Source organism: Butyrivibrio sp. AE2032 (genome assembly GCF_000702965.1).
On record NZ_JNLF01000004.1, the window covers coordinates 526158 to 548098 of the forward strand.

A 21941-nucleotide genomic window follows, 5' to 3' on the forward strand; every position below is an offset into this window, starting at 1 on the left:
CTTCCTATCAGGCAATGAGCTGATCTTTGAGAGCCTCTTCGAATTCGCCGAGGTTAGCGCATGCGATGATCTCGGCATTGTCTTCGAGCAGGATCTCGTCTTCGCCTCTTACGAGCACCGTCATGGGCACGCCCATCTTACGGAGAAGGATCAGCTGGTATTCCTTTGAAGCCTCTGCGGAAAGATACTTGCAGAGAAGTCTTAATACCTGCTTTGCGTCCTCAAGATAAATGCCGGAGAGCTTCATGAGATGATCTACGACATACATAGCGAAAACATCATTGAAGTCGAGAAGGTCCTTCATCGGGAATACGGATGTGAAAGCGGTAATGGACATCCTTCCGACGATCTCAAGTCCCTTAAAATCCTGCATGGGGATCTTAAAACTCTCAACATTCGCGGAGAACAGTTCCTGCATCTGGTCAACGGACAATTCGTTCTTGAGACCCTTGATGCGGCTGATCCTTGCCGTGATCTTATCTTCAGGGAAGAATGTAGCCTGACCGATCTCGGTGGCCTTATGGATAAACCAACTCTCGGGGATAAGGCCCTGACGCTTCCAACGGTAAAGCGTTCCGTAAGAGATGCCTTCCTTTATCAAAAGATCCTTCTTGGATATAAGTCTTTCTTCCATGATCCTATTACCAACTTTCTTTTACTTAATACCACGATTGTAAATTAACAATGTTACAATCGTGAGGCATCAGGATAAAAAGAAGGCAACAAAAGAAAACGGGCTGTCCCCTGGTTCTTCACTTTGGGACAGCCCGTATGTTTCAGGATTGTTTCAAACTTAACTGAATGTGAAAGCTCCGCCGATCTTATCGAAAGAAAGAAGGACTGCATCCCTTACCGGCTGAGGCAGGCAAACACCGACAACGATAACTGCGATAAGGCAGATGATAAATGCGATGATGTAATATGCGAGGATCGCTCTCTCGAAATTCTTAACGTTCCTGTTGCGTCCGGCAATGGAAAGGAGCAGTGTTGCGATGAATCCGATGAAGGGGATCGCGCTCAGGAATGCGAGCCAGAAATACTTTGACGTTGATACCGGTCTGTACTGAGGCGGGCAGGCATCGATCAGAGCCTGCTGTGCAGCTTTCTTCTGTCTCTTCTTCTCGATCTTGGCTTCGGCCTTCTCTTTTGCCACCCTTGCCTTTTCTTCTTCTTTGGCACGTGCAGCTTCCTGCTTTGCAGCATCCTTGGCGGCCTGTTCTTCAGCCTTCTTTGCAGCCTTTGCAGCGGCTTCGGCTTCCTTTGTTGCCTTCTTGCTTGCTTCTGCTGAAGCTGCGGCTACGGCTGCAGTTGCAGCTGCAGGAGCTTCTGCGGCCTTTTCTGCCACTGCTGCGGCCTTCTCTTCTGCCGCTTCGACAACAGATGCCGATTCTTTTACAACGTCTTTTGCTTCCTCGGGAACATCAGTGATCTCAGGTTCCATCTTCTTATCCAAATCGTCTGCCATAAAAGAGCCCCCCTTGTCATAATAAATTGATTATAACACGCATTCGAATAACTTGCTTGCAAGGGTTATGAGAAAAGTGTTATATCCGGAGCGAAGGGTTATCTCACGTACCAGCGGTGTCTGACGTTATACGCCTTCATTACCCTGATAAGGCCGTCGGCGATTGCAAGAGATCCGACGATGATCATATATACGTTAAGCGTGTTTTCGGGAGCAAAAAGGATGTATATGCCGCTCACCGCCCATATGGCGCTCATTATTACGAGAAGGACAGCGAACTTTCTGTTGTGTGTTCTTTTCGCTCTTGCCATGCAGTTATATGAGCACGCGAACAGGAGTGCCGCAAAGATGCCGCTCGCCATGACGAAGAGCGCACCTTCTTTGACAAAAGTGATGACTGTCGTCGCAACGAGAGCCGAGGACACGGTCGCATCCACAAGATGCAGCTGGAAGTTCCAGTTGTCCTTCTTCATCTTCCTTACAGTCAGCGTAATGGATATTACCGTGGCAGCCAAAAGAAGTATGCCGACCAGGATAAACATGAATTCCTCTGGAATGAGGAATATCAGGAGTCCTGCGAGTATCATCGCAAGTCCCTTGGCCATGTCGGATCTTCTGAACTGCCTGTAAAGGCCTGTTTTCGTTACCTTCTTACCGGCTCCGTCCAGGAACAACTGGTCAGGAAGCGCTGCCGCAGCCTGCCTGAATCCCTCGTCATCGCCGAATACGACCTTGAATACTCTCTCCCATCCTTTCAGTCCGAGTGCGTTGAACTCTTCAAGAGTCTGTGTCCCGTCAGCACTGATGGAATCAAAGAAGGCATTTATGAATCTCTTACGGTCTTCAATGTCAACTGAAAAGATCCATTTGTCTATGCCGCTGTTTATCCTTGCCGCGAGAGGATCTATCCCTTCAGGCGCGATTAGAAGATCACCGTGGTCGATCCCCCAGGAACAGAGTTCATGCTGTTCGATCATCTGCTTGTCGCTCTTTATGACATAGCAGTCGTCGATCTCGGGCGCAAAAAGACTTCCCACAATGGTGAACTGGGGAACTATCCTCGTGGTCTTGGGATTTATCCTTTTTATAAGGTTCATATCCAGAACTTCGGAACAAAATCCCGGACCGTCATTCGTGTAAACATGCACTACCCTGTCGAACAGAACGTCAGGCAGGACCGCGACGGAGTACACCGCCAGGTTTCCGCCTTTCGAGTGGCCTCCGACCAGGATGCTGTCGAATACGTTCAGAGCCGAACGGACATAATCCTCAGCCATCTTTTGGGACGACGTGAGCATAAAGCTCGTCATGAAGTCTTCCTTCCAGCCTGCAATTGTGCAGTCCGTTCCCCTGAATGCGACAAAGGCCCATCCTTGGTTCTTTTCAGGCGAGAATGTCATGGCCGAGAACTGTATCGAATCTTCCTCGTTCAGGATATCCTTAAAAGCCGAGATATAAAGATCGCCGAATCTTTTCGAACTTGCGCAGGCTTTGACGAGCTGCGTGTACCGCTCGCTGTCATCGGGCGCCATCTTGCGTATAGATATGCCGAGATTTGTAAGACTGTTTACGCACTCCCTGAGCGTCAAAACGCCGTCTTCCTCATTGATCTCAGGAATGTCTCTTAAGTCCAGATAGCACAACTGACTGAGTACGATGTTATCGACTCTCGAAAAGGGCCTGCCTTCAAAGTCGGTTCCGCCTACCCAGCGGACATAGTCAGTTATGTTATCCATATCAGATCATTGCAATATCACTTATTCTCGATCGAATAATAAACAACACCGTTATCCAGGCCGCCGCGCTTTATGATGCCCATCTCCTCAACAGTTACGAGCTGGAAACCAGCTTCAACGAGTGACGGAACGATCTGCTGCGTGGCATCTGCCGTAGCCTGATAGAGATCGTGCATGAGAACGATGTCCCCGTCTTTTACCTTGCCTACTATCTGTCCGATTATCTTATCCTTGTTTCTGCTCTCCCAGTCACGCGAATCAATGCTCCAGAGAATTATCGGCAGTCCGCATGATTCTTTCAACGTATCGTTCCATTTGCCTTCGGGAGGTCTTAAGCACGTTGTGGGTTTTCCGCCGATGCGTACAAGTTCATCGTCAGTTCCCTTGAGGACTTCCTTCTGTCCTTCCGCATCGAACTTTGTAAGTCTGTCGTGGCTGTATGTATGGTTACCCTGCTCGAACCCGAGTTCGATCTCACGTCTTGCAGGATCCTCATTCCAGGAGATCCTGTCTCCGACAATAAAGAAAGTGCAGCGCTGGTTGTACTGAACAAACGCATCGAGTATCTGATCGGTATAGATCGAAGGACCGTCATCGTATGTCAGTGCGACCATCGGCTTGTTGCCGTCGATCTCGCGCCAGATCTTGCCCTCGTCATCGAAATAATAGAGATGCTTGTCTGCAATGGCTCTCTGGTTCCTAACGACCTTTCCGCCGATGAAACCGTATCTGTCGCCGTTGATCTCAATTATGCCGTCAGCACCTTCTCCGGAACCTTCGTTAAAGTAATACTTGTCGCCGTCCATCTCCATCCAGCCGGTCTGCATTATTCCGGTTTCCTTGTCGAAGTAATACTGCTTTCCTCCGATGACGGAAAGACCAAGCGCAACGTTTCCGGTATCAGGTGCAGCATAGTACTTTCCGGGCTTGATCCCGCCGGGGAGCTGCGATGCGTCTCCGTTGTCAGAGACTTCAAACCAACCGGTCATCAGAGTTCCGGTCTCGGGATTATAAAACCTCGTGCTGCCGTTATATTCCTGGAGACCCGTCAGCATAACGCCTTCGGCATCGAACAGATAACGGTTGCCGTCGATCTCCTTCTCACCCGTGACCATGATGTTCGTCTCCGGATCGAAATACCTGATGGTGCCGTCCGACATTTTCTTCATGCCTGAATAGGCCTTGCCGTTATCGTAATAGTATGTGCCGGCATCGGTCTTCACCCAGCCGCGCTTAACAAAAAGGGTCTGATAACCAATAAACCCGCCCACTGCGAGCAGGATAATGACAGCAAAAACTGCTATAGCCTTTATCTTACTGTTATTCATCTATTTCTCCTTGTGATACTCCTATTTTTCCCCGACTAAGTTTATCACGCACAACCCGCTATTTGTGGAACATTTATGTTACAGATGAGGCAAATCAGGCGTAAATCCGCCCGACGGAATTATCCCCTGACCTGCTTTAAAAGACTCTTGAGAAGAAGATATCTCTCATACTTTTCCTGCTTGGCGAAATGGACTTCGCGTTTTTGCGGATACCTGTCATCGAAAACAAGACTGTCAGCCTCATCCCCGAACTGTTCCACCGTAAGATCGTACTGTTTTCCGCCGATCACGTTATAGCAGTGAAAATTCCCGTCAGGTAACGGTACTCCGTAGACCTCGCCTCCGAATATATCCTGAACAAGAAACGCGGTGATGGAACACTGACCGTAAGTCTTATGCTTCGCCGGCCATTCATCTCTCATCCTGGGAGCGCATGTCTCAGCCCTCCAAATGCCGTCATATAAAACATCGAAAAGATCGAGCAGTGAATCCAGTCTGTATTCACAGTCTGCAGAAGGTTTTACCTCACCTGCCGTCTCGTGACCTTTAAATCCATATTCCATTTTTCATTCTCCGATCGAATGGACTTATCTGGTCATATATTACCCGTAAAACCCGGGAACGCAAAATGAACAGGGCTGCATTGCTGCAGCCCCGTAAGATTCAATTGTTTTTATGTATCAATATTCAGGTTCGAGCAGACCGTAGCCGCCGTCATATCTCTTATAAACAACGCAGACAGAATTTGTATCGCTGTCGAGGTATACGAAGAAGTCATGACCTAACATCTCGAGCTGAAGGATAGCATCCTCCGATGTCATGGGTCTCAATGCAAACTGCTTGCGCTTTGTGATCTTCTCTTCCTTCTCATCTACAAGATCGAAATCTGCTCCGCCGTCATCCTCAAGGTAATTAACGATCTCAGGATACTCCTTCTTCTTCTTGAGGAACTTGGTCTTCTGTCTTCTGATCTGAGATTCGAGCTTGTCGACTGTTCTGTCAACTGCTGTCAGGATATCCTCATCACTTGCCTCAGCCCTTAAGATCTTGCCGGCGAATTTCATCGTGATCTCGACTATCATCTCGGGACCTTCAGGTCTGATGCGTACGTTGAGTGAACCTTCATCGCCGAAGTACTTGTCGAACTTTGACATCTTGGCGGCAATCTTCTCCTCAAGCCTTGTGCCGATGCGAATTCCGTTGCCCTGTGTAGTGATCTTCATAAAATCACTCCCTTCCGTTTTGAAGTTTCAAAAGGCTTTGACCTTTGATTTTATTATAAAACATTGAGGGAGTTATTTTAGTTAAATTTTAATTAATTGTTCAGTCTTCGTGTTCGGTCCAGATATTCGTTCCGCCTCTGTCGAGCGCGACGATACCCGTTCTGCACATTTCGATTATCTCGAACTTCTTCATGTATTCGATGAACGCGTCGATCTTCTGGCTGTCGCCTGTCGCTTCAATGCTGATAGCTTCATCGGTAAAATCGATTATCTTCGTCCGGAAGATGTTCGTTGCTTCGACTATGTCGGAATGCGCTTCTGCGGTATTCTTAACCTTTATGAGAAGAAGTTCTCTCTTGATACAGTCTTCATTGGAGAGGACGATTACTTTCTTCACGTTATAAAGTTTTCTGAGCTGGGAGACCACCTGATCCTTGTCGTTCTTTTCGGCAGTCAGCGTGATCGTTATACGCGAATACTCAGGTGATTCGGTCTCACCTACCGTAAGCGAATCGATGTTGAATCCTCTTCTCGTAAACATTGCGGTAACGCGTGAGAGGACACCATACTGGTTATCAACGTAGATGGCAATGATTATCTTATCCTTCTTCATCGCTGATATCCTCCCTTCTCAAGATGAGATTGTTGAATGTTCCGCCCGGCTTGAGCATCGGAAGAACGAGGCTGTCAGTCTTTATCGTAAGATCGATTATGACAGGGCCGTTTTCCTTATATGCTTTCTTAAAGACTTTCTCGAAAGATTCCTTGTCTTCAGCTTTGTAACCCTTTGCTCCGAATGCCTGTGCGAGCTTTACAAAATCAGTCTTTCTGTCGAGCGTGGTATTGGAGTATCTTCCGTCGAAAAATACCTTCTGCCATTGTCTTACCATACCGAGCGCATGGTTGTTAAAGATAACGATGGTAACAGGAACGTTGTATGTAACTGCCGTTGCAAGTTCGTTAAGGCACATTCCGAAGCTTCCGTCTCCTGTGATGAGAACGCTTCTTGTATTGGTAGCGATGGAGCTTCCGATGGCGGCACCCAGACCGAATCCCATCGTGCCCAAGCCGCCTGATGTGATCCACGTGCGCTTATTTCTGAATTTAAAGAACTGTGCTGCCCAGCACTGATGCTGGCCGACATCAGTTACAAGTCTTGTGTCTGGCCTGATGTTATCCGAGATGATGTTGACCGCATCTCTCGGAAGGAACGGAAGCCCTTCGTAAGCATCGGATTCCCTCTTCCTGAGCTGGTCGACCTTCTTTATCCATTCGGTATTCTTCCGCTGCGGAGCAGCTTTCGTAAGGCGCTTCGTAAAGTCCCTGATGTCGCAGCAGATACCGAGATCTACGGGCACATTCTTGCCTATCTCGGCACGGTCGCAGTCGACATGGATCTTAGTTGCTGACAACGAAAACTTTTCGGTCTTTCCCGTCGCACGGTCAGAAAATCTCACACCGATGGCGATTATGAGATCGGCCTTCGCGAGCGCGACTGAAGAAGCATAGCGCCCGTGCATTCCCTGCATTCCGAGAAATCTCGGTGAATCCGTCGGGATCTCAGAAAGACCCATCATGGAACATCCGATGACGGCATCCAGTTTGTCCGCGAGCTTTACTATATCTTCGCCGAGTTCGGTCCTTACCGCACCGCCTCCGAAATAGATATAAGGCCGCTTGGATTCCTTTATGAGACTGACTGCTTTTTTGATGTCTTCATCGCTGCAGCAAGGTATCGGCTCAGGCTTTGCGACAGGCTGTTTCTTAAATTCGAAAACGGCTTCCTGGACATCCTTCGGGATATCGATGAGGACAGGTCCGGGACGTCCCGACTGCGCGAGTTCGAATGCTTTCCTTACCACATCCGCAAGCTTGGAAACCTTATGCACGAAGAAGTTGTGCTTGGTGATAGGAAGTGTGATGCCGGTGATGTCGATCTCCTGGAAAGAGTCTCTTCCGATCATGGAATTTCTTACGTTTCCGGTGATCGCGACCAGAGGGATCGAATCGAGATATGCCGTGGCGATTCCCGTAACGAGGTTGGTCGCGCCGGGACCGGATGTTGCTATTACAACACCCGTCTTCCCGGTTGCTCTTGCATAACCGTCGGCGCTGTGTACGGCGCCTTCCTCGTGTGCGGTCAGGATATGCTTTATCTTATCCTGCTTGTCGTAGAGCTTATCGTAGATGTCTACGACCATGCCGCCCGGAAAACCGAACACGGTGTCAACACCCTGTTCTATCAAGGTCTCGACTAATATCTGTGCTCCGGTCATCTTCATCTTTATCACCTCGTTAGCTGAATGTAACAGGTCCGCTTACTGAACGACCTGGCATGCGGAGATCATTATCCTGCCGCCGGAGGTGCTGTCATTTATCGCGATGATGTAATAGCCGGGTTTGATCTCTCCGTCATAATCAAAGTGATAATTGTATGCACCGTCCTCGGCAACGGCTTTTGCCGTGCCAGAGTGTATGGGTGTTGAGAGTTCTCTCTGTGAGAACATACTGTCACTGCTGTAGTAATAAGTATAAGTAAGTTCCTCATCTGAAGACTCGGTGATCGTCGTAACGAGAGAGATCTTGTCTACTCCCGAATAGTATATTGAATCGGACTTGAGATAGCCGTCGGGAGCGACCCAGTCTGCTTCAGCATCACCCAATACGCTGTCGGAATCGTAGATGACAACGAAACCGACCATCGTCGATGCATCAACAGTACCCTCATCGTAATCGCCGCCTGTAGAGTAATCACTGTTGCCTCTCTCGGCATCGATCTCATAAGCAGGCTTACCGGGTCTTAACTTGAGATAGAAATCATTGTTGTAAACATCGTAGAGATCGAATCCGATATAGCAGTTAACATCACCGTAGTTTACGGACGAATATCTGTAGAGACTTTCGGCCTTGTCATAGGAAACGGAGTCTCCGAGTTCCTTGTACTGCATCGAGCTCGTGTTGATGTCATAGTATTCTTCAACGAAAATGATCGAATCATCCTCGTTGAACTGATAGCCCTGATTTGCATCAAAAGTATCGTTGATGATGTCGGCATAATAGAAACCGATTATCTTGCCGTTCGGATCGTCGGAACTGAATGCAATTACCACATATGCGGTCTGTCCGTTTATGAGCGCCTCGGCTCCGAGATACTTGTACCACTTTCCGTCTTCAGCGACCTCATACTTAAGGCACTCGCAGGTTACATAGCCGAAGTTGTTGAAGTATACCCACTTCGTCGGATTCTGGATGATGATGTATCCGTTGCTGTCGATCGTATACTGGTTGTCGGTTCCGAGATAGAAGATCTTGCTGTCGTCATCATCTTTCGTATAAGCAAGAGTTACCTTGACTTCACGTATGAGTTCCCAGTCTTCGTCAGTAAGCTGGATAGCCTCATAATCTCCCATGTCAACGAGGAGACCGAGTTCTTCAAGATCGTACTCGTTGCCTGACTGGATCTGACCTGCATCTGCAGGCTGTATATACCAGTCTCCGGCATAGCTTGTAGCCTTGAGGATGTAGAGTTCCTTACTTACGAACTTATCGTAGAACTGGATCGTCGTATCGCTGTAGCCCAAAGTAACGAAAGTGTTCCTGGCCTCATCGTAGCACTGGGGATAGAGGAACGGAGCGTATGTCGTCATACCGTGAGCATATGTATAAGAGTTGTTGCTCTCTGTAAATACACAGTTTCCGACTTCGTTGATAAGTGTGCTTGCCGCGGATTCGATCGTCTTGTCTCCGCAGTTGATGTACTTGCTCGCAAGTGTAGTAAGGTCAACAGAGTCGGTTGATTCAAAGCTTCCGCAGTCGTCTCTGAGCTGAACGTATTCGACATATCCGTTCTGTGTGAATACTCTCGAGTCAAGAGCGGCGATAAACTTCTCATATGCTTCAAATACTTCACCGACATTATCCGTGTCGATCGCGGACATGCATGTGTCGATACCGAAATAACCGGTATTCTGCTGTGTGCTCTCGATGGTGTCCATATAATCTCTTACGATGAACTCACCGTAATCCTTGGCATCACCGTCGAAATCATTTCCGATGAAGTTCAGGAAGTTTGTATAGTTAATACCGACATCATAATATGCGCTTCCCCATGTGGGGCTCTCTGCTGCGATTATGTACTCGGTATAAGGATCCAAAGCCTTTGCTACCTCAAGAGATCCCATGAGGCACGCATTGAAGATGACGGACTCGAATTCGATGTCGCACTTGCTGATGGCTGAAGCCATTTCGATCTCAGTAAGCGTACCGTCGTGGAGTTCATCCATGCCGAATCCGAGAGGAACTCCGCCGCCGTGATCCCACATGACAAGGATGTAATTCTCTGCCGGGAATTCGTTCTTTGCGAACCTGATGAAATCTTCAAGAGTTTCAGGCTCTACCATGCTGACATCTCCGAGATTATCGAGTTCCTTGATGCTTCCGTTGATGATGGAGAAACGCTGTGTCATTCCATCCTGCATATAGTTGTTCCTGAAGTCAGAGCACCCGCCGGTCTGGAGAACGATGTTGACGTTCTTGCCGGGAGTGGCAGCCATCATCTCTTTTACGTCAGCAGACAGAGTGGAACCCTGTGACTCGAGGTCTGTTCCGATGGCATATACCATGATGGTCCTGGTAGCCGTTTCAGGTTCTGTAACAGTCGTAGTCGTCTCTTCCGACTCCGTTGTTTTCTTGGTGTGCTCAGTAGGTTCCGGTGCATTGTTGATGAAAACAAAAACAGCAACAACGATACCGATCACGACAAGAAGTCCGGCTGAAAGACCGATGATAAGAGGGATCAGCCACTTCTTCTTTTTCTTCGGGGGCTCTGATGATCCTGCAGCCTGTGCTGCGGGAGTCTGAGGTGCCGCATTGACTTCGCCGAATGCGGACTGAACGGGCATCGGAGCAGGTGCGGGTGCAGGTGCCGCATATGTCTCTGCTGCAGGCATCGGAGCAGGCGCGGGAGCTGCCTGGGGTTCAGGTACAACAGGTGCAGCGGGAGCAGCAACAGAAGCTGCGATCGGAGCTGCAACAGGTGCTGCAACAGGCACTGTCTCTACCGGAGCAGGCTCTGCATATGAGGGAGCAGTCTGAACCGGTACGGGTTCGGGCAGTGTCGAGGGCTGTACCGGTTCAGGTACGGGCTCCGGCAATGGTGAAGGCTGTACCGGCTCGGGTACGGGCTCGGGCAGCGTTGAAGGCTTAACCGGTTCGGGTACGGGCTCCGGAAGAGGTGCCGAATGTACGGTTACCGGTTCGGGTTCCGGCAGAGGTGCTGCCTGGATAGGTGCTGCAGGCGTTGCCGGAGCAGCTTCCGCAGCAAATTCCTGCCAGAGCTCAGCAAGATTATATCCGCATCCGCCGCAGAATTTTTCTGATCCGCCTAGTTCTTTTCCACAATTTGGACAATGCATTTGTTTATCTCCTCGTATTCTTATAGATTCCTAATATCTTCCATTATGGCTTCGGCAAGCGCTTCGATATAGACTCTGGTGCCGCCGTCGCCTGCGGACTTGACCGTAACGGTCTGTCCTACGGTCCTGCAGTTCTTCATTCCTTCGATCACCGCGAGCAGTCCCTTGGCAGCTGACGGTGCCCACGTACCATTCTCTATAACAGAGAAAGCCCTTCCGGTCAACCCGTGAGCGCCAAGCTCCTTCACCGCTTGCTCGACCGGTGAATAGACATTGTTATTATATGTCGGAGAAGCAATGACTATATGACTGTATTTGAATGCCATCGCAATGATGTCGGAAATATCCGCTGTCGATGCGTCGAGGATAACTGACTCCACGCCTCTGCTGTCGAGTTCCGTCATGAGAACTTCCGCGCAGTTTGCGGTGTGTCCGTAGATCGATCCCTGAAGGATGAAAACACCCTTTGTCTCAGGCGTATAGGAAGCCCATGTCTTGTAGTATCCGATGATCTTTTCGAGATCTTTACGCCATACATAAGAATGCAGAGGGCAGATCATCTTTATGTCGAGTGCGGAGACCTTGTTGATGGCCGCGATCGTCTGCATTCCGTATTTGCCTACGATGTTCGTGTAGTAACGGCGTGCTTCATTGAGAAGATCCTTCTCGAGATTCTTTCCGTCAGCGAAGATCGAACCGTCTGTCGCGCCGTAGCTTCCGAAAGCATCCGCACTGAAGAGTGTTCCCTCCGTCTCGTCAAAGCTCATCATGACTTCAGGCCAATGGACCATCGGAGCAAAGACAAACTTGAACTTATGACTTCCGAGTTCCAGCTCATCACCGTCTTTTACCGTGACGGCTCTGGAAGAATAGTCCTTTCCCGGAAAGAACTGCGCGATAAACTGTAAAGTCTTTGCATTGACGATCATCTTCGCTTCGGCATTCCTGTCCAGGATCTCCGCGAGAGTGGCGGAATGATCAGGCTCCATGTGGTTGACCACGATGTAATCGAGCTTGCGGCCGGCAAGGCAGTATTCGAGATTCTCGAAGAACACTTCGGAAGCGTCCCTGCCGACGGTATCGAAAAGCACCGTAGCTCCGGCATCCAGGAAATATGAATTGTAGTTCATTCCCGAATTGAGCTTGTAGACATTCTCGAACTTGGTGATCTTGCGGTCCGAGCCGCCGATCCAAGTAAGGTCGTCTGTCAGTTTTCTTACGTTGTACATAACATCTCCATTTCTGTTTTATCTGTCTTCACGATAGTAGTTGCGTCCTATTGCCTGCGGTTCACCGCTCTTGTCCTTGGAAGTCATGGAACTGATGATGAGAACGAGAAGCGTGATGATGAACGGCAGAGCCGAGAAAAAGTGCGAAGGTATCTTGGTAAGCCAACCCAGAGTGTTCGGGAAGACATAGGCAAGCGCGGCATTCTGCACACGGAGCGTGTTGAAGAAGCCGAATACGAGCGTGCCGAGGAGAGCCTTTGCAGGGCTCCAGTTGGCAAAGATTACGAGAGCTATGGAGATCCAGCCGTAGCCGTTGATCCAGCAGTTCGAACCTTCGAACGTTCCGCCCATGTTAAGTCCCATGTAAAGACCGCCGATGCCCATGATGCCTGAGCCTATGATAATGTGCGTGTATTTATAGAGAGCGACATTGACTCCGAGAGAGTCTGCAGCCGCGGGGTTTTCGCCGATCGCCCTGAGCTTTAAGCCGGGAACGGTCTTCTTGAAATACAGCCACATGAGTATGGCTATTATGATGCCGAAATACACCAGGATACCGTGCGAAAAGAGTGCCTTTCCGACGACGGGGATATCGGATAATCCCGGGATGTGCAGAGCCTGTGACTGGGCATCAAGAGCTGTGCCGCTGAGCTTGGGCCAGCCTCCCTTGCTGTTGGAAAGCGCGTTGCCTATGAAGTAATAGAAAGCCACGCCGAATGTCGTAATGGTAAGTCCCGTTACATTCTGGTTTGCCTGAAGGGTGACCGTCAGAAATGAGAATAAAAGACCCACTAGTCCTGAAGCGATAAAGCTTACGAGGACCGCAACCAGGAGGCTGTCCGTTTTCGCGCCGACGAGGTAGCCCGCAACAGCGCCGATTGCCATCGTGCCTTCAACGCCGAGGTTCAAAGAGCCCGATTTCTCGATCATGATCTCGCCCGTCGTACCGTAAAGGAGCGGTATGTTATAAACGATTATGTTGAAGAGGAACAAGGTGAATACATCAAGCATGCTTTGCATCCTCCTTTCTTACGATCCTGAAGTTTGCTGCAAAATCAGCCACAAGGACCGAGAACAGGATTATTCCCTGAAGCAGGTCTGCGAAATTGACGTCGATCGCCGGGTACTGCGTGGCAGCAGCCTGGCATCCGTACTGCAGTACGGAGATGAGGATGGCCGTTACAAAGACAGCGGGAACGCTGAGTTTACTGAGCCATGCGACGATGATGCCGGTCCACCCCACATCATTTGTAATGGTATCTGAGATAGTGCCTGCGGAAGATACCGCAAGTGCGGCCGCAAGACCTATCAGCGCAGATGAAATAAACATGGTGCGCAGGACGATCTTTCCGACATTCATTCCGGCATATTTTGCCGTGGCACTGCTGTCGCCGACGACAGAGATCTCATATCCCTGTTTTGTGTATTTGAGATAAATGTAAATAACCGCTGTAAGGAGTATCGCGATGAGCACCGCCCACAGGAGCTTGAACTTGCCCAGCGGGATCCCGCCCATGACCGCGGACTCCGGGAATGAGCCGAAGATCGGTCTCTCTGAATCTTCTCTTAAGAAGAAATTCCAATCAGCTTTCGTATCACCGATATACCTTATCACGTACAGCATTATGTAATTGAGCATCAGAGTCATCAGTGTCTCGTTCGTGTTGAACCTGACCTTCAGCGCGGCTATGGCAACGCCTATTATTCCGCTCGAGATCATGGCAGCAAGGCACATAAGCACGACGGTTACGAAGTTCGGCATTCCGGAACTGTTGAACGCGACGATCGATGCGCAGATCGCGCCTATCAGGAATTCGCCCTCGCCTCCGATATTCCAGAAGCGCATCTTGAACGAAAGGCTGAGTGCGAGCGATGTTATGAGGAGCGGAACGAAGACCTTGAGCAGACCTTCGATGCTCTTATATCCGTACTTGTTTCCGACGAGTCCTATCGTGAACATCCTTCCGTAATACTGGAAAGGATTGATGCCGAGCGAGATCAGGAGAATGGCTCCTATGGTAAGCGATACGAGTATGCCTATCGCATAATAGATAAGCGTTCTCTTTAACTGTGAATCAGCTCTTCTTACAAGATGATATCTTCTCATCAGGCTTTGCCCTCCTCATCCGTAATGGCCGAATCCTTGGCGATGCCGTCGGTCTTTCCTTCCTTGTTTACGATGTTGAGAGTTCCCGTCATCATGAGACCGATTTCTTCCTTTGTGGTGTGGTCGCTGTTTACGACACCCTGAAGTTTTCCGTGGCAGATGACCATTATCTTGTCGCAGAGCGAGAGCATGACATCAAGATCCTCGCCGACAAATAAGATGCCGACGCCCTTTTTCTTTTCATCGTTCAGGATGTTGTAGATTGTGTAAGACGAGTTGATATCAAGACCTCTTACAGGATATGCGGTGATGAGTACGTTCGGGCCCGACTTTATCTCTCTTCCGAGCAGGACCTTCTGCACGTTACCGCCGGAAAGGCGTCTTACCGGAATGTCGACCGAAGGCGTTACGATCTCGAGTTTATCAACGACCTTTTGGGCCTCTTCGCGCGCTGTCTTGCGGTCGACGAAAATGCCTTTCGATTCGTTATAGTTCTTGAGGATCATGTTGTCCGTAATGGACATTGAAGGTGCAAGACCCATGCCCAGACGGTCTTCCGGAATGAAGCTCATCGAGATGCCGTGTTCCAGTATCTTTTTCGGGGACATTCCTACGATGCTCTCGCCCTCGTGGATCATCTGGCCTTCAACGATGGGCCTTAATCCGGCGATGGCTTCACAGAGTTCCTTTTGACCTGAACCTGCAATTCCCGCAACGCCCAGTATCTCTCCGCCTCTTATGTAGAAATTAATGTGATCGATAGCAGTCGCACCCTCATCGCTCTTTACGGTGAGATCCCTTATTTCGAGCAGCGGATGCGTCTTTTCGATGATGGGCCTGTCGATATTCAGAGTAATCTTACGCCCGACCATGAGTTCTGTAAGAGCCTTCTCATTGGTTTCTTTGGTAACAACGGTGTCGATATAATCACCGTGTCTTAAGACGGCGACTCTGTCCGATATTGCCATTACCTCATTGAGCTTGTGAGTGATGATGATGATCGAGTGACCATCTTCTTTCATCTTCCGCAGAACTGCGAAAAGCTTATCGATCTCCTGGACCGTAAGGACGGCCGTAGGTTCGTCGAGGATTATTATCTTCGCACCGTAGCAGAGCACCTTTAAGATCTCTAATGTCTGCTTCTCGGATACCGCCATGTTGGCGACTTTCTTGTCCAGATCTATGTCAAAGCCGAACTTTGCGGCTGTATCTTCTATCTTTTTGCGCACTTCAGGACCATGCATGAAGCGCCCTTCTCCCCTTATTCCGATACGGATATTCTCGAGCGCTGTAAACCGCTCGACCAGCTTGAAGTGCTGGTGTACCATTCCTATCCCGAGCTTGCCCGAATCTTCAGGCGAATTGATCTCGACCTTTTTCCCGTCGATAAAAATAGAACCGCTGTCGGGCATATAGATGCCCGACAGCATGTTCATAAGTGTAGTCTTACCTGAACCGTTCTCGCCTAAGAGAGCGAGGATCTCGCCCTTGGCAAGAGACAGGTCGATGTTTTTATTGGCCGCCACAGGCCCGAAGCTTTTTGATATACCTTTCAGCTCTATGGCATATTCCATAAAACACCTCTCTAGACAAATTATCAGTTAACCTGTGTAACGCCTTCTACGTAGTAGTTCATCGAACCCTGGATGACGCCGTCGTCAACGGAAGGTCCGCCTGCAACAACTATCTCTTTTCCGTCGTTTGCAATAAGAGCTGAATCAGTCTTTGCAACTGCTACAGAACCTGCAGCACCGGAGAATGAGAGCTTGACTCCGGAGAATACATCCCACTCGCCGGACTTCATGAGATTCTTGGCAAGATCGATGGCTTCCTTTGTCTCAGGCTCGCAGTTCTTGGAAAGAGCAGATACGTCGACCAGACCTGCATTCAGACCTTCATAGTAGTTGCCTACTGCCGTCATGAATGTTGAAGGATCAGTCATTGCAGCCTTCATGGCTGTTGCATAGTAAGCATCCCAGTTCCAGATAGGAGCCGTAAGGTGTGCATCAGGTGCCTCAGCTGTCATGTCGGAATTGTATCCGCAGCCGTAAACGCCCTTCTCGTTGGCAACAATCTGAGGCTGGGCCGAGTCACAGTGCTGTGCGATAACGCCGCATCCGTATGTGTCGATGAGTGTCTCTGCAGCCTGTCTCTCGAGTTCCTGGTCGCCCCATGTAAAGATCTCATAAACGCTGATCTTTGCATCAGGGTTAACTGACATAGCACCGAGAGCAAATCCGTTGATGCCGGAGCATGTCTCGGCATACTCGGTACCCCAAGCGGAAACGTAACCGATGTTGTTATTGCCTGTTGCGAGTGACTTATATCCTGCTGCGATACCTGCAAGATAACGTGCCTGATAGATCCTTCCGAAATAGTTGTTGAAGTTCTTGTCGTTGGAAAGATATCCGGTAGCGTGGGAGAAGATGATGTCAGGATATTCCTTGGCCTTCTCTTCCATTGCGTTGATATAACCGAAGCTGATGCCGAAGATGATGTCGCATCCGTTACCTGCGAGCTGATCGATGGCCTGCTTTACCTTCTCGTCGTCCTCAGGGACGTTGTCAACGATGTAAAGGTCCTTTGAAGGATCCAGACCGACCGTCTTCATTGCCTCCGTGATGCCGTGATGATGCGCATAGGTATAACCTGATGTGTCATTCTGGCTGTTGATGTAGATCGCACCTACCTTGAATTCAGAAGCTCCGCTTCCGCCCTGCGAAGCTGAACTGCAGCCTGCAAACGCGAAAAGTGAAGTAACTGCAAGAGCTGCCGTTACTACAAGTGAAAATAGTTTCTTCATAAAACTGCCTCCCGTACAAAAATATATGCAAATAAATGCATAACTGATTTAAAACGCTCAGGTCTCCTGCGGCCTGAACTCGAGTGAATCGTCCGTCATCTTCTCGATGATGGCGAGTGACTCGACCCTTATCCCCTTTTCGCGCAGACCGTCTCCGCCGCCCTGGAATCCCTTTTCGATCGCAATGGCACATCCGGCAAGTTTGGCATCCGCCTGGCGGACGATATCGATAAGTCCGTTAAGCGCGTTGCCCTTCGCCAGAAAATCGTCAACGATGAGAACGGTATCATCAGGCGTGATGTACTCACCCGATACCACGACGTCATAAGTCTGCTGATGTGTATAAGAGAAAACCTTGGCTGTGAGAAGGTCGCCCGAGACATTGCTCGTCGAATGCTTCTTGGCAAAGACAACGGGAACTCCCATTGAGAGTCCGGCCGCAAAAGCGATCGCTATACCCGAAGACTCGATAGTCAGGACCTTTGTTACATTGTCACCTGAATAGAGCCTTGCTATCTCATCACCCATATCCTTCAGAAGTTTCGGATCTATCTGCTGATTCAGGAAGCTTCCTACCTTGAGCACCTCTCCCGGAAGCACTTTGCCTTCGGAAAGGATCCTTTGTTCTAACTCGCGGATAAAAACCACCCCCTTAAGGATAAAAACACCTTTTAATATTATAATTATTACAATAAGGTGTCAAACCAAATCAGGAGTATTTTTCGAACTTTTCTTTACTCAGTTGACCGGCGTGTAGTCTTCCATGGCGACGGGAATAAAATCGGCTATGGCATCGGCTAGATCGTAACCGCCGGCTGTTACCGCCTCCTTGGGCAATATGTTCTCTTTATACCTCTTTCCAAGGCAATAATATAAAGAAGTACCCTGTCCTTTATGCGTTCTCTTGTAGGAAAGGACATTCCCCAAGACTTCCGACGCCCCATCACCCACAGCGATCACAGGCACACCATTCTTTGCCACGCTGTCCAGCAGCGCCGAAGCCCCGTTCTCGGTAATGACGGGACTTCCGCTTATGACAATGACCATGTTTTCGGGATATTCTATTGGGATATCCTCTGACACGAGCCTTCCGTCAGGAGTGTATTCGGTTGTATGAAACGAAGGCCCCTTAATGGGTAGATTTTCCTTCGAAGCCGAAGACGGCTCTATCACTTTTATTACGGGCGCAAGCGGCTCAAGTTCTTTCGGAGGCTCGCCGATCCAGTAGATCGTTATGTCAGACTCCGTTATGACCCCGAGCTTAGCGTCGAGTTCGGCTTTTCTGTCTATCGCATCCTGCCTTTTCGTGCTCGATCCGTATAGGATGGCAACAAAAAGAAAGAACATGGATGCAAGCCCGATAAGCACTAAAAGTCCTGTCTTACCTCTGTTCATTTTCAGTCATCATTCCTCGACGCAAAAGGCTTCACGCCCTTTATCACCTGAGCAGCGAATTCTTCCGTGCTCGAAACGACCATCGCATCCATGTTGTCCAGATAAGGAAGACAGTATTTCCTGAGGTTGTCGAGCGTGTACTTCAGAGGTTCACCCTCTCCTTCGGCATCAGCCACGATGAGCCAGATAAGCCTGTCCGTGCCGTTCTCGCGCATGAGCCTTACCCAAATATCAGACACCGTGGGTTCTATCAGGAGATAGTTATCCAGAGCCTTCTTGAGTTCAGGCGGATAACGGTCGGGCTCGCCGACCTTTGCTGTGCCGTCCCCGCCTATACCCATCTGGGCGGCGATCATCTTGAGCATATCCTTTCCGAAAAGGACTTCCTCCGAACCCGGATTAATGACAAAGCCAGACAGATCCATCTTGGGCGCCATTACGACATCAATAAGATCCGCAAAGCCTGCAAGGACACCGTTCTGAGGCTCTTTCTTATCCTCGAATGCGACCTCGAAGCTGTCCGTGTCACAGTATACGACCATATATTTCAGGCCTTTGGAATCGCTGACAGCGTGGAAACTGTAATTCCCCTCACTGCCGTCGACCGGAACGATGAACTTGGAAACTGCCGCTTCCTTGAGCACTGCGATCATGTTCTCCTCCGAGCTGTCCTCACGGATCCGTCCAAGGAGTTCCACCAGCTTCTCGTTCTCTATGCGTTCTATCTTGTTCTGTCCGTCACTCATATAACATACCTCTTGTCATCAGAATACCGCTTTTACCGCCCATACCCAGAACACCAGGGTTACAAGCATGAATATCATCGAAAGCGACACCGTCCGTGCGGAAAAAATGCGGTGCCACATCGTAGTTCTCCGAATACATTACATTCATCGACCCGCATGGCAGCGCGCACATCAGAACGACGACGCTCTTGGTCTCGGGAAGCATCGGGAAATAAAACGACACGCCCCAGACTGCAGCCAGCATCAAAGCCGGCAATATTATAAGCCTTAATGCGGATACGACATAAGCTTTCTTATCCGTCAGGAGTTTCTTTATCTTTACGCTTGCGAGCATGGAACCCATGACCATCATCGACATGGGAACCGTCATGTCGCCTATGAGCTTAAAAGTGTCGCTGATAAATCCGGGCATTCTCCACGGGATAATGAAAAGCACGATCGCGAGGATCGATGCGACAGACACAGGATTTTTGAAGATCTCAAGCACCCTGAATTTGGGTTTCCTTGAAAAAAGATAGACCGCATAGGTATAAAAGAAAAGGTTGTAGCAGAGATTGAACACCGCAGCCAGGAGCAGTCCGTAATTCCCGAACAGTGCCTCCATCAGCGGGAAACCCACAAATCCGGTGTTCGCAAAGACCGTGCAGGTTACCATTATCCGGCGTTCATCCTCGCCTATCTTTGTCTTCTTCAGTGATAGCCTCAGGACAACAAGCGACAGGATATAGTATCCGACGGCAAAAGCCGCACAGGTTATCATGCCGTTTACCGCTGCATCAGAATAAGTGTGCTGGCTCGAATTAAGTATCATGAACGGCAAAACGGCCGTCAGAAGGATCTTTGAAAGTGCTTTCTCCGCATTGAGGTCTATGACCTTGGTCTTGTTAAGCACAAAGCCGAGTGCCAGGAAAACGAAGATTTTGAAAAAAACTATGTAGACCTGGATCATCTGTCAGTCATTACCCGAAAGAAGTGCCGCCCTCACGGCCGAACGGTAACCGTCCATCTTCTCGGATACCTCAAACGCGGACATCTTCGGCTCGTAAGATGCTCCTGCTTTATAGAACCTGCCGGTCTGCTCCAAAGACTTGAAGATCCCTGCTTCGATGCCTGCGGCCAGTCCCGCACCCATGGCGGTCATCTCATCGCTCAGTGCCCTGGTTATCGTTACGCCCAGAAGATCAGACTGCAGCTGCATGAGGAACGAGCTTGCGCAGACTCCTCCGTCAACTTTCATCTGCCCTGCCTTTATGCCGGTATCGTCGGTCATGAGATTGACCAGTTCGGTTACCTGATAAGCGATCGATTCAACGCCGGCCCTTATTATCTGCGCTCTGCCGGTTCCTCTGGTAAGTCCGGTCAGAACACCTCTGGCATCGGGCTTCCAGTAAGGAGCGCCCAGACCCGTAAAAGCCGGAACAAGATATACGCCGCCGCAGTCTTCTATGGAGTTGCAGAAGTCGTCACACTCGGAAGGACTGTTTATGAATCCCAGTTCATCCTTAAGCCAGCTTATTACCGAACCCGCCTGGAAGATACTGCCTTCCAGAGCGTAATTCGTAACGCCGCCAATGGACCATGCACAGGAAGTGAGAAGTCCGTTCTTCGAAAATACCGGCTCTGTGCCGAGATTCATCAGCGTGAAACTTCCCGTTCCGTATGTGGTCTTTGAATCGCCTTTGTTTATTGCATTCTGGCCCAGAAGTGCCGCAGGCTGGTCGCCGAGCACACCCGTGATATGCACACCGTTGAGAGACAGAAGGGCTTCTGTCTCCGCACCATCAAAACCGTTGTTCCTAAGATACTCCTCATTGATCTCGACTGCACCGTAATCGGCACAGGATTCCATCGGCTTTGCAAGAACGTTTACCGGCACCCCGAAAAGATCGAGGAACTCGGCGTCATATGTCTTTTTCGCGATATCGAAGAGCATGGTCCTGCTGCAGTTGGAGTAATCGGACGCATAACTCTTTCCGCCTGTGAGTCTGAAGACCAGGAATCCGTCTATCGTCGAAAGATAACCTTCGCCCGATGCACAGCGCTCTCTTAAGCTGCGGACGTTTTCGAACAGCCAGAGCATCTTTGTCGCAGAGAAATACGGGTCGATCTTAAGACCCGTTATCTCGGTTATCCTTCTGCTCTGTTCCCTTATCTCCGGACGTCTGCAGATATCGGATGTCCTTCTGCACTGCCAGACAATTGCCTGGGTGAAAGGCTTTCCCGAAGGCGAGAACGCAACCGTCGTCTCACGCTGGTTCGTGATGCCCATGCAGGCGATGTTTCCTTTGGCTTCGGGATGCTCTTTGAGGACCATCGCCACAGCCTTAAGGACCGATACATATATCTCCTCTGCGTCGTGACTTACCCATCCGGGCTGGGAATAATGCTGTTTGAAAGGCACATGCGTACCCTGAGACAGATTCCCTTCCCCGTCAAGGAGGAAAGCTTTTGTTGAAGTGGTTCCCTGATCGACGCAAAGAATATATTTCATAATG

19 protein-coding genes are annotated in these 21941 nt (G+C 49.6%); all 19 read right to left on the minus strand.

Annotation, left to right across the window (positions count from 1 at the left end; all coding sequences use genetic code 11):
* Positions 1–7: 7 nt before the first annotated feature.
* The 19 genes from BO18_RS16400 to BO18_RS16490 all read right to left on the minus strand — a co-directional run bounded on the left by BO18_RS16400 (position 8) and on the right by BO18_RS16490 (position 21937).
* Entirely contained in the window at positions 8–634 is a 627-nt protein-coding gene (locus BO18_RS16400; RefSeq protein ID WP_034448058.1) for a DUF4004 family protein, read from the minus strand.
* Positions 635–793: 159 nt separating this feature from the next.
* Positions 794–1465, minus strand: coding sequence for a CvpA family protein (locus tag BO18_RS32965; RefSeq protein WP_051688850.1), 672 nt, complete (start codon positions 1463–1465; stop codon positions 794–796).
* 98 nt (positions 1466–1563) lie between these two features.
* On the minus strand, positions 1564–3201 hold the full coding sequence (locus BO18_RS16410) for an Mbeg1-like protein (protein ID WP_034448059.1): 1638 nt from the start codon (positions 3199–3201) through the stop codon (positions 1564–1566).
* Between the two features lie 17 nt (positions 3202–3218).
* Positions 3219–4529: a polysaccharide deacetylase family protein gene (locus BO18_RS32970; RefSeq protein ID WP_051688851.1), complete on the minus strand. Its 1311-nt coding sequence runs from the start codon at positions 4527–4529 to the stop codon at positions 3219–3221.
* A gap of 119 nt (positions 4530–4648) precedes the next feature.
* Positions 4649–5092: a YunG family protein gene (locus BO18_RS16420; RefSeq protein ID WP_034448062.1), complete on the minus strand. Its 444-nt coding sequence runs from the start codon at positions 5090–5092 to the stop codon at positions 4649–4651.
* 117 nt (positions 5093–5209) lie between these two features.
* Positions 5210–5752 (minus strand): ribosome hibernation-promoting factor, HPF/YfiA family, encoded by a 543-nt coding sequence (gene hpf, locus BO18_RS16425; protein ID WP_034448065.1) that lies wholly within the window; start codon positions 5750–5752, stop codon positions 5210–5212.
* Positions 5753–5852: 100 nt separating this feature from the next.
* A complete protein-coding gene (gene ilvN / locus BO18_RS16430) occupies positions 5853–6365 on the minus strand; it encodes an acetolactate synthase small subunit (RefSeq protein WP_034448066.1) in 513 nt (170 codons plus the stop codon).
* Positions 6352–8034 (minus strand): biosynthetic-type acetolactate synthase large subunit, encoded by a 1683-nt coding sequence (gene ilvB, locus BO18_RS16435; protein ID WP_034448067.1) that lies wholly within the window; start codon positions 8032–8034, stop codon positions 6352–6354. Before ilvB ends, ilvN begins: the two co-directional genes overlap by 14 nt.
* Before the next feature lie 36 nt (positions 8035–8070).
* The gene (locus BO18_RS16440) at positions 8071–11166 is read right to left on the minus strand and encodes a clostripain-related cysteine peptidase (protein ID WP_034448068.1); all 3096 of its coding nucleotides are present in this window, start codon (positions 11164–11166) and stop codon (positions 8071–8073) included.
* A 20-nt stretch (positions 11167–11186) separates the two neighbouring features.
* Positions 11187–12395 (minus strand): FprA family A-type flavoprotein, encoded by a 1209-nt coding sequence (locus BO18_RS16445; protein ID WP_034448073.1) that lies wholly within the window; start codon positions 12393–12395, stop codon positions 11187–11189.
* A gap of 18 nt (positions 12396–12413) precedes the next feature.
* Positions 12414–13406: an ABC transporter permease gene (locus tag BO18_RS16450; protein WP_034448076.1), complete on the minus strand. Its 993-nt coding sequence runs from the start codon at positions 13404–13406 to the stop codon at positions 12414–12416.
* On the minus strand, positions 13399–14502 hold the full coding sequence (locus BO18_RS16455) for an ABC transporter permease (protein WP_051688852.1): 1104 nt from the start codon (positions 14500–14502) through the stop codon (positions 13399–13401). Before BO18_RS16455 ends, BO18_RS16450 begins: the two co-directional genes overlap by 8 nt.
* Positions 14502–16076: an ABC transporter ATP-binding protein gene (locus BO18_RS16460; RefSeq protein ID WP_034448080.1), complete on the minus strand. Its 1575-nt coding sequence runs from the start codon at positions 16074–16076 to the stop codon at positions 14502–14504. The genes BO18_RS16455 and BO18_RS16460 overlap by 1 nt, the downstream gene beginning before the upstream one ends.
* A gap of 23 nt (positions 16077–16099) precedes the next feature.
* Positions 16100–17305, minus strand: a complete 1206-nt coding sequence (locus BO18_RS16465; RefSeq protein ID WP_034448082.1) for a BMP family ABC transporter substrate-binding protein — start codon at positions 17303–17305, stop codon at positions 16100–16102.
* Between the two features lie 57 nt (positions 17306–17362).
* A complete protein-coding gene (locus tag BO18_RS16470) occupies positions 17363–17965 on the minus strand; it encodes a xanthine phosphoribosyltransferase (protein ID WP_442856570.1) in 603 nt (200 codons plus the stop codon).
* A gap of 78 nt (positions 17966–18043) precedes the next feature.
* Positions 18044–18700, minus strand: a complete 657-nt coding sequence (locus BO18_RS16475) for a hypothetical protein (RefSeq protein ID WP_034448083.1) — start codon at positions 18698–18700, stop codon at positions 18044–18046.
* Positions 18701–18702: 2 nt separating this feature from the next.
* Positions 18703–19446, minus strand: coding sequence for an enhanced serine sensitivity protein SseB C-terminal domain-containing protein (locus tag BO18_RS16480; protein WP_034448085.1), 744 nt, complete (start codon positions 19444–19446; stop codon positions 18703–18705).
* The gene (locus tag BO18_RS16485; protein WP_034448087.1) at positions 19439–20395 is read right to left on the minus strand and encodes an AEC family transporter; all 957 of its coding nucleotides are present in this window, start codon (positions 20393–20395) and stop codon (positions 19439–19441) included. Before BO18_RS16485 ends, BO18_RS16480 begins: the two co-directional genes overlap by 8 nt.
* 3 nt (positions 20396–20398) lie before the next feature.
* Positions 20399–21937 carry an FGGY family carbohydrate kinase gene (locus tag BO18_RS16490; protein WP_051688853.1) on the minus strand — a complete coding sequence of 513 codons (1539 nt, stop codon included), beginning with the start codon at positions 21935–21937 and terminating at the stop codon, positions 20399–20401.
* Positions 21938–21941: the final 4 nt, after the last annotated feature.

Excerpts from the sequence above, each read along its gene's own strand:
- BO18_RS32965 (WP_051688850.1), bottom strand. The coding sequence starts at position 1,465 with ATGGCAGACGATTTGGATAAGAAGATGGAACCTGAGATCACTGATGTT.
- BO18_RS16465 (WP_034448082.1), bottom strand. The coding sequence starts at position 17,305 with ATGAAGAAACTATTTTCACTTGTAGTAACGGCAGCTCTTGCAGTTACT.
- ilvN (WP_034448066.1), bottom strand. The coding sequence starts at position 6,365 with ATGAAGAAGGATAAGATAATCATTGCCATCTACGTTGATAACCAGTAT.
- hpf (WP_034448065.1), bottom strand. The coding sequence starts at position 5,752 with ATGAAGATCACTACACAGGGCAACGGAATTCGCATCGGCACAAGGCTT.
- BO18_RS16460 (WP_034448080.1), bottom strand. The coding sequence starts at position 16,076 with ATGGAATATGCCATAGAGCTGAAAGGTATATCAAAAAGCTTCGGGCCT.
- BO18_RS16420 (WP_034448062.1), bottom strand. The coding sequence starts at position 5,092 with ATGGAATATGGATTTAAAGGTCACGAGACGGCAGGTGAGGTAAAACCT.
- BO18_RS16445 (WP_034448073.1), bottom strand. The coding sequence starts at position 12,395 with ATGTACAACGTAAGAAAACTGACAGACGACCTTACTTGGATCGGCGGC.
- BO18_RS16490 (WP_051688853.1), bottom strand. The coding sequence starts at position 21,937 with ATGAAATATATTCTTTGCGTCGATCAGGGAACCACTTCAACAAAAGCT.
- BO18_RS16485 (WP_034448087.1), bottom strand. The coding sequence starts at position 20,395 with ATGATCCAGGTCTACATAGTTTTTTTCAAAATCTTCGTTTTCCTGGCA.
- BO18_RS16410 (WP_034448059.1), bottom strand. The coding sequence starts at position 3,201 with ATGGATAACATAACTGACTATGTCCGCTGGGTAGGCGGAACCGACTTT.
- BO18_RS16450 (WP_034448076.1), bottom strand. The coding sequence starts at position 13,406 with ATGCTTGATGTATTCACCTTGTTCCTCTTCAACATAATCGTTTATAAC.
- ilvB (WP_034448067.1), bottom strand. The coding sequence starts at position 8,034 with ATGAAGATGACCGGAGCACAGATATTAGTCGAGACCTTGATAGAACAG.
- BO18_RS16400 (WP_034448058.1), bottom strand. The coding sequence starts at position 634 with ATGGAAGAAAGACTTATATCCAAGAAGGATCTTTTGATAAAGGAAGGC.
- BO18_RS16475 (WP_034448083.1), bottom strand. The coding sequence starts at position 18,700 with ATGAACAGAGGTAAGACAGGACTTTTAGTGCTTATCGGGCTTGCATCC.
- BO18_RS16480 (WP_034448085.1), bottom strand. The coding sequence starts at position 19,446 with ATGAGTGACGGACAGAACAAGATAGAACGCATAGAGAACGAGAAGCTG.
- BO18_RS16455 (WP_051688852.1), bottom strand. The coding sequence starts at position 14,502 with ATGAGAAGATATCATCTTGTAAGAAGAGCTGATTCACAGTTAAAGAGA.
- BO18_RS16440 (WP_034448068.1), bottom strand. The coding sequence starts at position 11,166 with ATGCATTGTCCAAATTGTGGAAAAGAACTAGGCGGATCAGAAAAATTC.
- BO18_RS32970 (WP_051688851.1), bottom strand. The coding sequence starts at position 4,529 with ATGAATAACAGTAAGATAAAGGCTATAGCAGTTTTTGCTGTCATTATC.